This is a genomic window from Agrobacterium sp. GW821-FHT14E08 (assembly GCF_058803865.1).
Genome location: NZ_JBXAPJ010000001.1, coordinates 1,361,635 through 1,375,175 on the forward strand (window position 1 = coordinate 1,361,635; position 13,541 = coordinate 1,375,175).

16 protein-coding genes are annotated in these 13,541 nt (G+C 59.7%); 12 read left to right on the forward strand and 4 right to left on the reverse strand.

Features of this window, described 5'->3' with window-relative positions; genetic code table 11:
• Positions 1-107: 107 nt before the first annotated feature.
• The 4 genes from purC to AC1ROR_RS06735 all read left to right on the forward strand — a co-directional run bounded on the left by purC (position 108) and on the right by AC1ROR_RS06735 (position 2,346).
• On the forward strand, positions 108-872 hold the full coding sequence (gene purC / locus AC1ROR_RS06720) for a phosphoribosylaminoimidazolesuccinocarboxamide synthase (RefSeq protein ID WP_003495374.1): 765 nt from the start codon (positions 108-110) through the stop codon (positions 870-872).
• A gap of 56 nt (positions 873-928) precedes the next feature.
• Complete coding sequence (gene purS / locus AC1ROR_RS06725; protein ID WP_498588959.1) at positions 929-1,171, forward strand: phosphoribosylformylglycinamidine synthase subunit PurS; 243 nt, start codon at positions 929-931, stop codon at positions 1,169-1,171.
• Between the two features lie 21 nt (positions 1,172-1,192).
• Positions 1,193-1,864, forward strand: coding sequence for a phosphoribosylformylglycinamidine synthase subunit PurQ (gene purQ / locus AC1ROR_RS06730; RefSeq protein ID WP_142172701.1), 672 nt, complete (start codon positions 1,193-1,195; stop codon positions 1,862-1,864).
• A 77-nt stretch (positions 1,865-1,941) separates the two neighbouring features.
• Positions 1,942-2,346 carry a hypothetical protein gene (locus AC1ROR_RS06735; RefSeq protein ID WP_035224220.1) on the forward strand — a complete coding sequence of 135 codons (405 nt, stop codon included), beginning with the start codon at positions 1,942-1,944 and terminating at the stop codon, positions 2,344-2,346.
• 247 nt (positions 2,347-2,593) lie between these two features.
• Here AC1ROR_RS06735 and AC1ROR_RS06740 read toward each other — a convergent pair whose 3' ends face one another.
• Complete coding sequence (locus AC1ROR_RS06740) at positions 2,594-2,899, reverse strand: DUF1127 domain-containing protein (protein ID WP_035224218.1); 306 nt, start codon at positions 2,897-2,899, stop codon at positions 2,594-2,596.
• 93 nt (positions 2,900-2,992) lie between these two features.
• Here AC1ROR_RS06740 and AC1ROR_RS06745 point away from each other — a divergent pair, with 93 nt between their 5' ends.
• The 4 genes from AC1ROR_RS06745 (at position 2,993) to AC1ROR_RS06760 (ending at position 7,708) form a co-directional block, all read left to right on the forward strand.
• Positions 2,993-4,411 (forward strand): aminotransferase-like domain-containing protein, encoded by a 1,419-nt coding sequence (locus AC1ROR_RS06745; protein WP_498588960.1) that lies wholly within the window; start codon positions 2,993-2,995, stop codon positions 4,409-4,411.
• A gap of 107 nt (positions 4,412-4,518) precedes the next feature.
• On the forward strand, positions 4,519-5,109 hold the full coding sequence (locus tag AC1ROR_RS06750; RefSeq protein WP_498588961.1) for an acyloxyacyl hydrolase: 591 nt from the start codon (positions 4,519-4,521) through the stop codon (positions 5,107-5,109).
• 114 nt (positions 5,110-5,223) lie between these two features.
• Positions 5,224-7,458: a phosphoribosylformylglycinamidine synthase subunit PurL gene (gene purL, locus AC1ROR_RS06755; RefSeq protein ID WP_498588962.1), complete on the forward strand. Its 2,235-nt coding sequence runs from the start codon at positions 5,224-5,226 to the stop codon at positions 7,456-7,458.
• A 16-nt stretch (positions 7,459-7,474) separates the two neighbouring features.
• A complete protein-coding gene (locus tag AC1ROR_RS06760; protein ID WP_003507909.1) occupies positions 7,475-7,708 on the forward strand; it encodes a BolA/IbaG family iron-sulfur metabolism protein in 234 nt (77 codons plus the stop codon).
• A gap of 140 nt (positions 7,709-7,848) precedes the next feature.
• Here the strand turns inward: AC1ROR_RS06760 and AC1ROR_RS06765 are convergent, their stop codons facing one another.
• Positions 7,849-8,997, reverse strand: a complete 1,149-nt coding sequence (locus tag AC1ROR_RS06765; protein WP_498588963.1) for a hypothetical protein — start codon at positions 8,995-8,997, stop codon at positions 7,849-7,851.
• A 110-nt stretch (positions 8,998-9,107) separates the two neighbouring features.
• On the opposite strand from AC1ROR_RS06765, the gene AC1ROR_RS06770 reads away from it, so the two are divergent.
• From AC1ROR_RS06770 to AC1ROR_RS06785, 4 genes are all read left to right on the forward strand, one after another.
• Complete coding sequence (locus AC1ROR_RS06770; RefSeq protein WP_035224207.1) at positions 9,108-9,353, forward strand: hypothetical protein; 246 nt, start codon at positions 9,108-9,110, stop codon at positions 9,351-9,353.
• Positions 9,353-9,784: a hypothetical protein gene (locus tag AC1ROR_RS06775; RefSeq protein WP_498588964.1), complete on the forward strand. Its 432-nt coding sequence runs from the start codon at positions 9,353-9,355 to the stop codon at positions 9,782-9,784. The genes AC1ROR_RS06770 and AC1ROR_RS06775 overlap by 1 nt, the downstream gene beginning before the upstream one ends.
• 153 nt (positions 9,785-9,937) lie before the next feature.
• Positions 9,938-10,273: a Grx4 family monothiol glutaredoxin gene (gene grxD / locus AC1ROR_RS06780; protein ID WP_498588965.1), complete on the forward strand. Its 336-nt coding sequence runs from the start codon at positions 9,938-9,940 to the stop codon at positions 10,271-10,273.
• 137 nt (positions 10,274-10,410) lie between these two features.
• Positions 10,411-11,619: a multidrug effflux MFS transporter gene (locus tag AC1ROR_RS06785; protein WP_035224204.1), complete on the forward strand. Its 1,209-nt coding sequence runs from the start codon at positions 10,411-10,413 to the stop codon at positions 11,617-11,619.
• Between the two features lie 227 nt (positions 11,620-11,846).
• Here AC1ROR_RS06785 and AC1ROR_RS06790 read toward each other — a convergent pair whose 3' ends face one another.
• A complete protein-coding gene (locus AC1ROR_RS06790; RefSeq protein ID WP_080834859.1) occupies positions 11,847-12,671 on the reverse strand; it encodes an inositol monophosphatase family protein in 825 nt (274 codons plus the stop codon).
• Between the two features lie 30 nt (positions 12,672-12,701).
• Complete coding sequence (locus tag AC1ROR_RS06795; protein ID WP_080834861.1) at positions 12,702-13,529, reverse strand: inositol monophosphatase family protein; 828 nt, start codon at positions 13,527-13,529, stop codon at positions 12,702-12,704.
• Between the last annotated feature and the right edge of the window lie 12 nt (positions 13,530-13,541).

Sequence of the window (13,541 nt, forward strand, 5' to 3'; positions counted from 1 at the left end):
AAGATATGCGCGCTGCATTGTAGAATGCACTCTTTTCCTTTATGGGACCGCTCAAAGACAGAAACGTAACGCCACCAGAATCGGCGTCAACCAAGAGACCTGCCATTATGAACCGTCGCCGCCGTATTTACGAAGGCAAGGCCAAGATCCTCTACGAAGGTCCGGAGCCAGGCACGCTTATCCAGTTCTTCAAGGACGATGCGACCGCCTTCAACAAGAAGAAGCACGAAGTCATCGACGGCAAGGGTGTGCTGAACAACCGTATCTGCGAATATGTCTTCACGCATCTGAACAAGATCGGCATTCCCACCCACTTCATCCGCCGCCTCAACATGCGCGAGCAGCTGATCAAGGAAGTGGAGATGATCCCGCTGGAGATCGTCGTGCGCAATGTCGCCGCCGGCTCTCTCTCCAAGCGTCTCGGCATCGAGGAAGGCGTGGTGCTGCCGCGCTCCATCATCGAATTCTATTACAAGTCAGATGAGCTGGAAGACCCGATGGTCTCCGAGGAGCACATCACGGCCTTCGGCTGGGCCAACCCCGCCGAGCTTGACGACATCATGGCGCTCGCCATCCGCGTCAACGACTTCCTGTCCGGCCTCTTCCTCGGCGTCGGCATCCAGCTCGTCGATTTCAAGATCGAATGCGGCCGCCTTTTCGAAGGCGACATGATGCGCATCATCCTCGCCGACGAGATTTCGCCCGACAGCTGCCGTCTCTGGGACATCGAGACCCAGAAGAAGATGGACAAGGACCTGTTCCGCCGCGACATGGGCGGGCTTCTCGAAGCCTATTCCGAAGTTGCGCGCCGTCTCGGCATCATCAATGAAAACGAACCGATCCGCGGCACCGGCCCTGTCCTCGTGAAGTAATATCGGCCTCGTGAAGTAATATCGACACCGCAAGGGTAAAATCAGGAGAAGATCAGGTGATCAAGGCACGGGTGACTGTTACGCTGAAGAACGGCGTTCTCGATCCGCAGGGCAAGGCAATCGAAGGCGCGCTCGGCAGCCTCGGTTTCGGCGGCGTCGGCCATGTCCGTCAGGGCAAGGTCTTCGACCTGGAGCTGGAAGGCGCCGACAGGGCCAAGGCCGAGACCGACCTGAAGGCGATGTGCGAAAAGCTTCTGGCCAATACGGTTATCGAAAACTACTCTATCGCCATTCTCTAAAAGCCGCAGGAGCTGCCGACCATGAAATCCGCTGTCGTCCAACTTCCCGGCCTGAACCGCGACCGCGACATGATCGCGGCGCTCACGAAAATCTCCGGAACGGCGCCCGTCACCATCTGGCAGACGGAAACGACACTTCCGGATGTTGACCTGATCGTCATTCCGGGCGGCTTCTCCTACGGTGACTATCTGCGTTGCGGCGCCATTGCCGCGCGCATGCCGGTCATGCAGGCCATCCGCGAAAAGGCCGAAAAGGGCGTCAAGGTTCTCGGCGTCTGCAACGGCTTCCAGATATTGGTCGAAGCCGGCATGCTGCCGGGCGCGCTGATGCGCAACGCCTCGCTGAAATTCGTCTGCCGTGAAGTGAAGCTCGAAGTCGTCAACAACGACACCGAATTCACCCGCGCCTATGACAAGGGCCAGGTCCTGCGTTGCCCCGTCGCCCATCACGACGGCAACTATTTCCTCGAAGCGGATGAGTTGAAGGCCGTCGAAGGCAATGGCCAGGTCGTGTTCCGTTATGCTGACGGCACCAATCCCAATGGTTCGCTGAACGACATTGCCGGCGTCATCAACGCCAAGGGCAACGTTCTCGGCATGATGCCGCATCCCGAAAACCTGATCGAAGCCGCCCATGGCGGCAATGACGGCCGCGGCCTCTTCGCCTCGGCGCTCGGCGTCATCGCCGCCTGACAAGCGGGCGGGCATGTGCCTGCCCTCTTCTCGATGCCACTCCCGGCTCCAGTTTGGCCTTTAATTTGGATGACGCGATGAACCGCCTGTTCCGATCCCATGCCCCGAAGGCCGCTGGATTGCTTTTCGCCGCAGCAGCGCTTGCCGCGTGCCAGCCGAAGCCCCAGCCGGTATCATCCGTGTCGCGAGCGGCATTGCCGACCATGGAACGGGTCGCGCTGGGCGCGAATGCCTGCTGGTTCAAATCGGGCGATCCGGCCTTCAAGGCCTATCGCCTGGCGCCGGAACTGAATTCCTTCTCCGGCCGTCCGCGCATCCTGCTCGTGCCGCGCAACAGCCCGGAATCCCGCCCCATGCTGGTGGTTCAGGCCGAGGGCAACCCGGCAAAGCTCGACGCTTTCGGTCCGGTAATGAACGATGCCGTTGCCGGCCGCATTGCGACCGACGTCAAACGCTGGGCGAATGGCGGCAAGGGCTGCTGATTTAGCGACCCTGATGTGTTCTGTTAAAGATTTGACGACAAGGCCGTCCCGCGCGCGCCGTCATCCTCGGGCTTGACCCGAGGATCCACGGCCGAATGAAAACGGGTCCCCGGGTCAAGCCCGAGGACGACGGAGAGTGGAAGATTCAATACAAAAAGACCCGCCGCGCCGGTTGGGACTGGCGTGGCGGGCCTGCCGAATGGCTATCAGGCACCGGGGAAAGATGGCGCCGCTCTCCGGCAGAAAATCAAAGCGGCCGCGTTGGCCACGAGAAAAGCTGCGACTTTGCGGCCTCTTTCAAGGCCTCGTCGCGTGTCACGCCAATATCCTGCAGAAGATCGTCCGACAGTTCCCGCAAAGCGAGCCGTCCCTGTCGTTTATCGTGCCAATTGAACAAGCCCGTAATCAGGCGACCAATAAGCGTGCGAGCGATCTCAGCCGGATACGGCGCCGGTGCGACCATGTCGCCGGCATCGCGGAACACGCGTTCCCGTTCGTAACCGTCAGGATAAATTGTATCCGTTGTCGAAAGGTATTGATCCATCTTGCGCATATTGCACCTATTGTCTCCGTGCGTTCAGCCTCAGTTAATGCATCCAATAAATACAATTGACTTGCACATAGATACAATGCATAAATTGTCACCATGACAAATTGGCTTCCCGACATTACCGAGGGCAATGGGCCCATTTACCTGCGCCTTGCAGACAGTATCGAAGGCGCGATTTCGGACGGCATTCTGAAGGCGGGCTCGAAATTGCCGCCGCAACGCAATCTCGCTTATGATCTCGGCGTGACAATCGGCACAATCAGCCGGGCCTATGCGCTCATCCACGAACGTGGTCTCGTCAGCGGCGAAGTCGGGCGTGGTACCTATGTCAACGAGAGCAAGACCCCTGCCCCGTCGTCACGTATCGAACCGGCAGCGTCTGCATTCGGCGGCACACGCCACCCGATCGAAACCAGCGCGGAGTTTCGGCTGAACACCACTGCTGCACCCGATGTCGGCCAGAGCACGTTGATCACCCGGCATATCGAGGCCGTCACCCGGGACCATCCCTTCGAAGTCGCCAACTATACCCGCGCGCTTCCAGACAGCTGGTGTATGGCGGGCGTTCGCTGGCTTTCCCAGAACGGCTGGTCGCCGAAACCGGAAAACATTGTTTCGACGCTCGGCGCCCATGCGGCGGTGATGAGCGTGGTGACGGCGATGACGGCGCCGGGCGACCGGATCGTTTTCGAGCCCCTCACCTATTCCCACATCAGCCGCAGCGCCGCGCTCGCCGGACGGCGGGTAACGCTGGTGGAATCGGATGAGAAGGGCATTGTCCCTGATGATTTCGAGCGCATCTGCGCCCAGCAGCACCCCAAGATGATCTTCCTGATGTCGGCCGGCCAGAACCCGACCTGCGCCACCCTGCCCGAGGAGCGGCGGCGGGCAATCGCCGATATCGCCCGCAGATATGGCGTATGGATCGTCGAGGACAATCTCTATGGTGCGATGACCCGCGAGGCGATCCCGCTGATCGCCGAATTCGCGCCCGATATAACCTTCGTTGTCGGCGGCCTGTCCAAATCCGTTTCAGCCGGCGTCCGCGGCGGCTGGGTCGCCTGCCCGGCACAATTCTCATCGCGGATACGCATTTCGCATTCGATGATAACCGGCGGCCTGCCCTTCATGCTGGCCGAACTGAATGCACGGCTCGTCAATAGCGGCGACGCCGATGACATCCGCAAGGATTGCATTGCCGAGATCAACCAGCGTGAGGCGATCGCCAGACGCGTTTTTGCCGGGCTGGAATTCAATTCCCTGCCGGATATCGCCTTCTTATGGCTGCGGCTGCCCGAACCCTGGCTTTCCGGCACGTTCCGCAATGCCGCCATGAAGGAGGGCGTGCTGATCGACGACGAGGACGAGTTCAAGGCCGGGCGCACGGAGAAGGTTTTCCACCGTGTCCGCATCAGCTTTTCCGGGCCTCCCAAACGCGAGGATCTGACCCATGCCTTCGGCACCTTGCGGCATCTGCTCGACAATGGTTCGGCCGGTTATGAAAGCGAGGCGTGAGCGGGAACGAGTCTTTACTGCAACACGACCTCTAATTCAGTAACTCATCATTTACCAAACCGGCGAATCTGCCATCCTTTCCCTACTTCGCAGTGGGGAATGATTCGATGGCAGCATTCGGTTCCACTTCCGCCAGGGCATTCTTCGCTCTTGTGATGGTTTTCGCAGCATATGTGTTGACTGATATGACGCCGGCCATCGCCGCAGATGGAACCGTTTTCGATGAATTGCGTTTCGGGGTCACAACCTCGCTCGCCAATCGCGATGACGGCGGTGAAGATGGCGTTTTCCCAGCCTTTACCGCCTATTTCGACCCTTTCGCCAGCGCCTCGGCCGTCACCCTTGGCGAAAAGCTCGCTCGCCCACGACTGCATCTGGGTGCGGAAATCGGCACCGAGGGCGAAGCGCATACCATTTACGGCGGCGTCAACTGGACCTTCGACCTCAATCCGAAGATTTTCGTCGATCTCGGCTTCGGCGGCCTGTGGCATGACGGCAGGCTGAGAAACGGTCCGGGCGAAACCGGCGCGGAATTCGGCTGCCGCGTGCTTTTTCATGAATATGCCGCCATCGGATATCGCTTCAACAGCAACTGGAATATCTCGACCCAGATCGAACACGCCTCACATGCCAATCTGTGCGACGGCCCCAATGACGGGCTGACGCGTGTGGGACTAATGGTCGGCTACAAGTTCTGAATAAGCCAACAAAGCAGCGCTTTGCCGGCAAAACGGCGCATTTTCCTGTCGCACGATCAAGCCTCTTGCGCTAAAGAACCGGAAACTTTCCTCGGCTCGAACCGCGTGAGACCTATGTCTATCTCAAATTCCATCAAGATCACCCCGGAACTCGTTGCATCCCACGGGCTGAAGCCCGACGAATACCAGCGTATCCTCGACCTGATCGGACGGGAGCCCAGCTTTACCGAGCTTGGCATTTTCTCGGCCATGTGGAACGAGCACTGCTCCTACAAGTCTTCCAAGAAGTGGCTGAAGACCCTGCCGACAACAGGACCGCGCGTCATTCAGGGCCCCGGCGAAAACGCCGGCGTGGTCGATATCGACGATGGCGACTGCGTCGTCTTCAAGATGGAGAGCCACAACCACCCGTCCTATATCGAGCCCTATCAGGGTGCGGCAACCGGCGTCGGCGGCATCCTGCGTGACGTCTTCACCATGGGCGCACGCCCAATTGCGGCCATGAACGCCCTGCGCTTCGGCGCGCCTGACCACCCGAAGACCCGCCATCTCGTAGCTGGCGTCGTCGCCGGTGTCGGCGGTTACGGCAATTCCTTCGGCGTGCCGACTGTCGGCGGCGAAGTCGAATTCGATCCGCGTTATAACGGCAACATCCTCGTCAACGCCTTTGCCGCCGGGCTTGCCAAGTCCAACGCGATCTTCCTCTCGGAAGCCAAGGGCGTCGGCCTGCCGGTCGTTTATCTCGGTGCGAAGACCGGCCGCGACGGCGTCGGCGGCGCGACCATGGCATCCGCCGAATTCGACGAATCCATCGAGGAAAAGCGCCCGACCGTTCAGGTCGGCGACCCCTTCACCGAAAAATGCCTGCTGGAAGCCTGCCTTGAGCTGATGAAGACCGGTGCGGTCATCGCCATTCAGGACATGGGCGCCGCCGGCCTCACCTGCTCGGCTGTCGAAATGGGCGCCAAGGGCGATCTCGGCATCGAGCTTGACTTGAACGCCGTACCGGTGCGCGAAGAGCGCATGACGGCTTACGAAATGATGCTGTCGGAAAGCCAGGAGCGCATGCTCATGGTTCTCGAGCCCTCCAAGGAAGAGGTCGCCAAGGCGATCTTCGTCAAGTGGGGCCTGGATTTCGCCATCGTCGGCAAGACCACTGACGACCTGCGCTTCCGCGTGCTGCACAATGGCGAGGAAGTCGCCAACCTGCCGATCAAGGAACTCGGCGACGAGGCTCCCGAATATGACCGCCCATGGACGCCCGCCAAGGCGCCCGCGCCGCTGGCAGAAAACGACGTCCCCGCCGCCGATATCGCCGATGCGCTGGTATCGCTGGTCGGTTCGGCCAACAATTCCTCGCGCCGCTGGGTTTACGAACAATATGACACGCTGATCCAAGGCAATTCGCTGCAGCTTCCCGGCGGCGATGCCGGCGTGGTTCGCGTCGAAGGCCATGACAAGAAGGCGCTCGCCTTCTCCTCCGACGTCACACCGCGTTATGTCGAGGCCGATCCCTTCGAAGGCGGCAAGCAGGCCGTGGCCGAATGCTGGCGCAACATCACCGCCACCGGCGCTCTGCCGCTGGCAGCCACCGACAACCTCAATTTCGGCAACCCGGAAAAGCCCGAGATCATGAGCCAGCTGGTCCATGCCATCAAGGGCATCGGCGAAGCCTGCCGTGTGCTGGAATTCCCGATCGTTTCCGGCAACGTCTCGCTCTATAACGAGACCAATGGCCAGGCGATCCTGCCCACCCCCACCATCGGCGGCGTTGGCCTGCTGAAGGACTGGGGCCGCATGGCGCGCATCCGCTTTGCCGCCGCTGACGAAGTGGTGCTGCTTGTCGGTGCACCCGCCGGCCTCGGCACGCATATCGCCCAGTCGGTTTACATGCGTGACATTCATGGCCGCATCGATGGCCCGGCGCCGCATGTCGATCTCGCCGCCGAAAAGAAGAACGGCGATTTCGTTCGCAGCCTCATCACCGACGGTCTTGCCACCGCCGTTCACGATTGCTCCTCTGGCGGTCTCGCACTTGCAGTTGCCGAAATGGCGATTTCGTCGGGCATCGGCGCAACCATCGACGCGGTCGAAGGTCACAACCCGGTACTCACCTTCTACGGCGAAGATCAGGGCCGTTACGTTCTGACGGTCAAAAAGGCCGATCTCGATGAGGTGCAGACAGCGGCGAAGGCGGCGGGCGTTTCCTGCCCGGTCATCGGCGTTACCGGCGGTTCCACCGTAAAGCTGGGCACGGCGCGGGCTGTCGAGATTAAAGAATTGCACTTGGCCTATGAATCGTGGTTCCCTAAATTCATGGACGGCGAAACTTTGCTCGCCGCAGAATGAATTAAGGAGAAACACCATGCCCATGAAACCCGGCGACATTGAAGACATGATTAAGGCGGGAATTCCCGGGGCAAAGGTCACGATCCGCGATCTGGCCGGTGATGGCGATCATTACGCGGCGGAAGTCGTTGCGGAAGCGTTCAAGGGCAAGACCCGCGTGCAGCAGCACCAGATGGTCTATGACGCGCTGAAGGGCAATATGGGCGGCGTTCTGCATGCCCTTGCCCTGCAGACCTCGGCTCCCGAATGATGGCGTCCGTGAAAACGGTTCCGGCAACGGCACGTCTCTGTCCCGCCTGGGCGACAGCGTGAAACCTGCGGAATAATCAAAGGCCCGCGTGATACTCTCACGCGGGCCTTTTCATGTCCGGCCGAGTGGATCAATGCCGCTTACAGGACTGGCGGCGTCTGCGAATCCAGATCGGCGAAGGAGGCGGCGGGCAAAGGCCCCGCCGTCAGCAGGGTAAAATCGTAACCGGATTTGCGATCCGGCCCCAGAACATATTGCCGGTGCATGCGCAGGAAGTTGCGCTTGTTCTTTTTATAGCGCTCCGACGAAAGCGAATGCTTGAAGCGGATCGGCACGATCTTCGGCTGCGGCGCGTCTTTATGGCCGGTTAAGCCCACGGTATTGCACCGGTAGAGGTGGATAGGATCTGTCAGGCACTGAATATCGAACCATGTCACCTCTGGGTGACAAGCGATCGAGCCGACGCTTTGGCGAAGCCTGTCCGCACTCGTCAGGAACGCACATTGCAGCGCCGCCCCGCCCAAGGTCGCGAAGGACAGTTTCCGGCCATCCAGCGCATCCGGCTTCAGCTCCAGCACACGGCCGATCACGGCGAGCGCAAGGCTGGCGCCCATGCTGTGGGAAACCACCAGAACCTCATCCGCGGGCTGCTCCAGCGCCGTCAGAACAAGTGCTGCCCTCTCCTCGATCCAGTCACGGGCAATCGGCTCATCGCGGCCAACCGCGAGCGCGAAGCGCCAGTCCGCATAAAGATGCAGGGTGTGAAACCGCTCCGCAAATACCAGGAACACCTTTACGAAAAACAGGGCGGCGGCGGGAAGGCTGATCGCGAGAAGCCAGAGCGGCAAACCAAAAAGCCATGGTGAAAGCGCAATGCCGACAGCAAGTGCACCGCCGACAAGCATCAGCAAAAACGGGAAGATGAAGAACAGGCCAAAACGCCAGGCATGGCGGAAATAGCGCGCAGCACCACCCTCACTGACAATGCCCGCCCCGGCCTTGAACCCGAGCCATGTCTGCCGCCAGACGGGCGCATCCCGCAACTGCGAGATAACGTCGTTATGGTCATAGACAAAAATCTCCGAACGCGTCCGCCAGTCGCCCGCCGAGGCCTCCACCGTGAATGTCTCACCCGCCGGCGAAGTCTCCAGCGCTCCCACCTTATAATCTACATCCCATGTCTTGCCGGCCAGTGCCGCTGCCCGCTGGTAACGCAGATGATGGGCCGCCGCATCGAGCGGATCGAAACCGGGGAAATAAAGAACAAGTCGTGACTTGACGGTCGGCATGCATAAACCTTCAGGCTAGAGACACCCGAAAGGATCGCTTGATACAGTGGGCGATGCACGTATAGTAAAAATCGCGACGGAAATGTGATTTATTTATTGGCGAGGGAAATTTGTCTGGCATCGTCGATCAAGTGCTCAACGGCGTCGTCAAGGGCGCGCTGTCTGAAATCCTCACCAAGACCGGCATCCGCAAAACGCGCCGGGCGCGCCGGACGAAAAGTACCGGCTCGCTCGCCGGCGGCATCGTCGGATCCGTCCTCGAAGCCGCACTCAACGCCGCCGTCAAACCCAAGCCAGCCAAGAAGCAGGTGAGCAAAAGACGCACCGCCGCTGCCCGCAGCCGGCAGAGATATTAATGATCCGCCACGAGCGACTTTGCCTGTTTTTCGCCTGCGCCCTCCTGTTCCTTTCCGCACCACGTATAGGCTTCACCGGCGACACAAGTGACAAAGAGATCAAGATCGGCTTCGCCGTGCTGCTTCATGATACTGATCCGATAGCAGGCACCGCGCTTTGCGAAATTGGCCAAACTTGCCGTCTGCTTAGACAGGAAGAGCCTAAATTAATTGTCGATCTCAAAATCGACCACCAAAACGACAGACTGGTGAGTGAGATACAGGTAGATTGCGAACGAGATTGTTCGCTAGCGACCGGCCGCTCAGCCATGACACTCCAGAACCAGAAAGAACTCGATCTTTTCGCTGACGAGACAGGCATATTAGTCCCGCTCGTCTCCAGACCGCGAAAGACAATCGGCAAGATACTTCTGATCTATCCCGGCACCTGAGCCGCTGCGATGTGAACGCGAAATTTCGATCCCTCTCAATGATGCCACACCCGCAGTTTTTTGCGCTTTCCGGGTGGAAATCGCGCCGCGACATGTTATTTAGGAACAAACAGAAAGCAGCGGCCTTGAACCGCATGTGAAAGGAATAGGCCTATGAGCGGCATTCACGACATGATCGACAGCGAAGTGAAGGGCAACGATATCGTTCTTTTCATGAAGGGCACCCCGCAATTTCCGCAGTGCGGTTTTTCCGGCCAGGTGGTACAGATCCTCGATTATCTCGGCGTCGACTACAAGGGCATCAACGTGCTTGCCGATGCAGATATCCGCCAGGGCATCAAGGACTATTCCAACTGGCCGACCATCCCGCAGCTCTACGTCAAGGGCGAATTCGTCGGCGGCTGTGACATCGTAAGAGAGATGTTCCAGTCCGGCGAACTTCAAAACCACTTCCAAGAACAGGGTATCAGCGTCCGCGGCGCGGCCTGATTTCGGCCGGTTCATCCGGCCCACCCTGATTGTCAGAAATTTATGCCAGGCGTTGCTTCATGCAACGCCTTTGCCGTTCTTTTTGGGGCAATCCTGTGACAGAACTTTCACAATCCACCGCTTCGCGCGCAGGCTCGATGGGGCGCACGGAATTCATTGCGCTGGCCGCAATGCTGATGGCGCTGAACGCGCTCGCCATCGACATCATGCTGCCCGGCCTTCAGGAAATCGGTGCATCGCTGGGCGTGGTCAATGAAAACCACCGCCAATATGTGATCTCCACCTATCTCCTGGGCTTTGGCGTCGCCCAGCTTCTATATGGGCCGATCTCGGACCGTTTCGGACGCCGCAAGCCAATGCTTGTCGGGCTTGCGATCTACATCGTTTCAGCCCTCGCCGTTGTCTTTGTACCGTCCTTCTCCGGCCTGCTGCTGCTGCGTTTCATTCAGGGCATCGGCTCGGCGGCGACACGCGTCATCACCATCTCGATCGTGCGCGACATCTATGGCGGCCGCCAGATGGCGGAAGTCATGTCGCTGATCATGATGGTCTTCATGGTCGTTCCGGTCATCGCGCCCGGCACCGGCCAGATCGTGCTGTTTTTCGGTAACTGGCACCTGATCTTCGCCTTCATGGCGGCAATTGCCGCCGTGGTGACGGCCTGGATGTATTTCCGCCTGCCGGAAACGCTGCATCCGGACGATGTCCGCCCTTTCACCGCCCGTTCGGTGCTTGGCGGCTTCAAGATCGTTCTCACCAACCGTATCGCGCTCTGCTACACGCTCTCCAGCACCTTCATCTTCGGGGCACTGTTCGGCTTCATCAACTCGGCTGAACAGGTCTATAAGGGCATCTATGGCCTCGGCGCATGGTTTGCCGCCGCCTTTGCGGGCGTCGCCCTGTTCATGGCCTTCTCGTCCTTCATCAATGCAAGGCTGGTCGGCAGGTTCGGCATGCGCAAGCTGTCGCACGGATCGCTGCTCGGTTTCATCGCCATCACCTTCGTCTGGCTGGTGGTGCAGGTGCTGGGACCGGAACCGATGCCTTTCGCGATCTTCATCGTGTTCTTCGCGCTCGCCATGTTCCAGTTCGGCTGGATCGGGTCGAACTTCAATTCGCTCGCCATGGAGCCGCTCGGCCATGTCGCCGGCACCGCCTCCTCCGTCATCGGCTTCATGGGTACGGTCGGCGGCTCGCTCATCGGTGCCGCCATCGGTCAGGCCTTCGATGGCACGGCGCTGCCAATGGTGGCAGGCTTTTTCGTCGTCTCCATTATCGGCCTGATCTTCGTGCTGATCGGCGAAAAGGGTATGCTGTTTCAGGCGCACAACAAGCCGACACGGTAAGGGCGGTTAGAAAAATAAAAGGGCGCGGAATTTTGTTCCGCGCCCTTTTTTATTTGTCTGCCAATTGCGCTTCGCTTTCAACGTCATCCGTTCTCCGCTCTCGGCGTCATCCTCGGGCTTGACCCGAGGATCCATCGCCTCAACCACCTGTGGATCCTCGGGTCAAGCCCGAGGATGACGGATGTGAGACCGGTAAACTTCATCGAACCGCAACGTGGTCGCGCAACTCAAACCGTGAAAATCTTCTCGCGCAGCAATTCCCAGGTCTCCTGGTCCGGCGCAAGCAGCAGTCCGCCATCCACATGACGCGGCAGATAGGGCGAGCCGTCGAGACGGGCCGCATAAGCGCCCGCTTCCTGCGAAAGCAGCGTGCCGGCCAGATGGTCCCAGGGCATCAGCTTGTTATACATCAGGAAATGCATGTGGCCGCCGCAGAACAGGCGGTATTCATGCGCCGCGCAGCGATAGCTGGTGAAGAGCCGCACATCGGCGAGGTTCGTCAGAATCTTGCGGCGGGTCTCCACATCGAAATAGCCGGTATTGGCGATGCCAACCATCTGCGACAATTCAGGCGCCGGTACCACGGACATCTGCGTCTGCGCGCCATCGGCGCTGCAAAGCCACGCACCGGAGCCCTTTTCGGCAATCGCCCAATCATTGCCCATCGGGTCGAAGATGAGGCCCGCGACAGTCTCACCCTTGGAGATGACACTCATCATCACGCCGAAGAGCGGCAGGCCGGAAGCGAAATTATAGGTGCCGTCGATCGGATCGACCACCACGGCAAGATCGGCGTCGGCAAGCTTGCCAAGCAGCGAGGCATCCGCCGCCACCGCCTCTTCGCCGATGAACAGCGCCTGCGGCATGATTTCCTGCACGCGGGCGCGGATCAGCCGCTCGGCGGCCTCGTCAGCCTCGGTGACGAGATCGATCGCCTCGCTCTTGATCCGCACATCGCCTTCGCCCAGATTGCGGAACCGCGGCAGGATTTCCACTGCCGCCGCCTCCTGAAGCGCGTTGGCAAGAGAGGCGATGTCGAGTTCGATAGCCATGGGCGAGATCCTTCTGTCTAGGCGTAAAACTTATAAAGCCACGATTTCCCGGCGCAGCATCTTCCAGCTCTCCTTGTCGGGGGCCGACAGGATGCCACCCGTCGTCTGTCCCGGCCGGTAGGGCGTGTTGTCGAAACGGGCCGTATAGCCGCCCGCTTCCTGATGGATAAGAACACCGGCGAGATGATCCCACGGCATCAGCTTTTCATGGCCGATGAAATGCAGCTTGCCGGCCGAGGCGAGCCAATATTCATGTGCCGAACAATTCAGCGAGAGCGCCATCTTGATCTTCGCCATATTGGCGGCAATCACCGGACGGCGATCCTCGTGGCTATGGCCCCAGGAAAAGATGCCGACCATTTCGGATAGTGGCGCGGGATCCGCGACCTTGAGCTTCGCCTGCGAACCGTTCTTGCGGTTGAGATAGGCCCCCTCGCCCTTGAGAGCGACGATGGTATCGCCCATGACAGGATCGTGGATAATGCCCGCCACCGTCTCACCGTTAACGGTGACCGCGAGCAGCGTGCCGAAAGCGGGAAAGCCGGCAGCATAATTGAAAGTGCCGTCAATGGGATCGATCACGAAGGCAAGCGGCGCATCGGCAAGCGCGGGAATGACGGACTGATCCGCGTCATAGGCCTCTTCGCCGACGATATGGGCCTTTGGAAATCGCTCAAGCAGCGCGGCGGTGATCGCCTTTTCCGCCAGAACATCGGCCTCGGTAACGAGATCGACGGCAGAGGTCTTTTCGGAGATTGCGCCGGCGCTCAGGTTTCGGAAGCGGGGCAGAATTTCATCCACACCGGCAGCAGCAACGGTGGAAACGAGGAAGTCGATATCTTTGTCGGAAAGGGTCATCGCGCGGGGCAC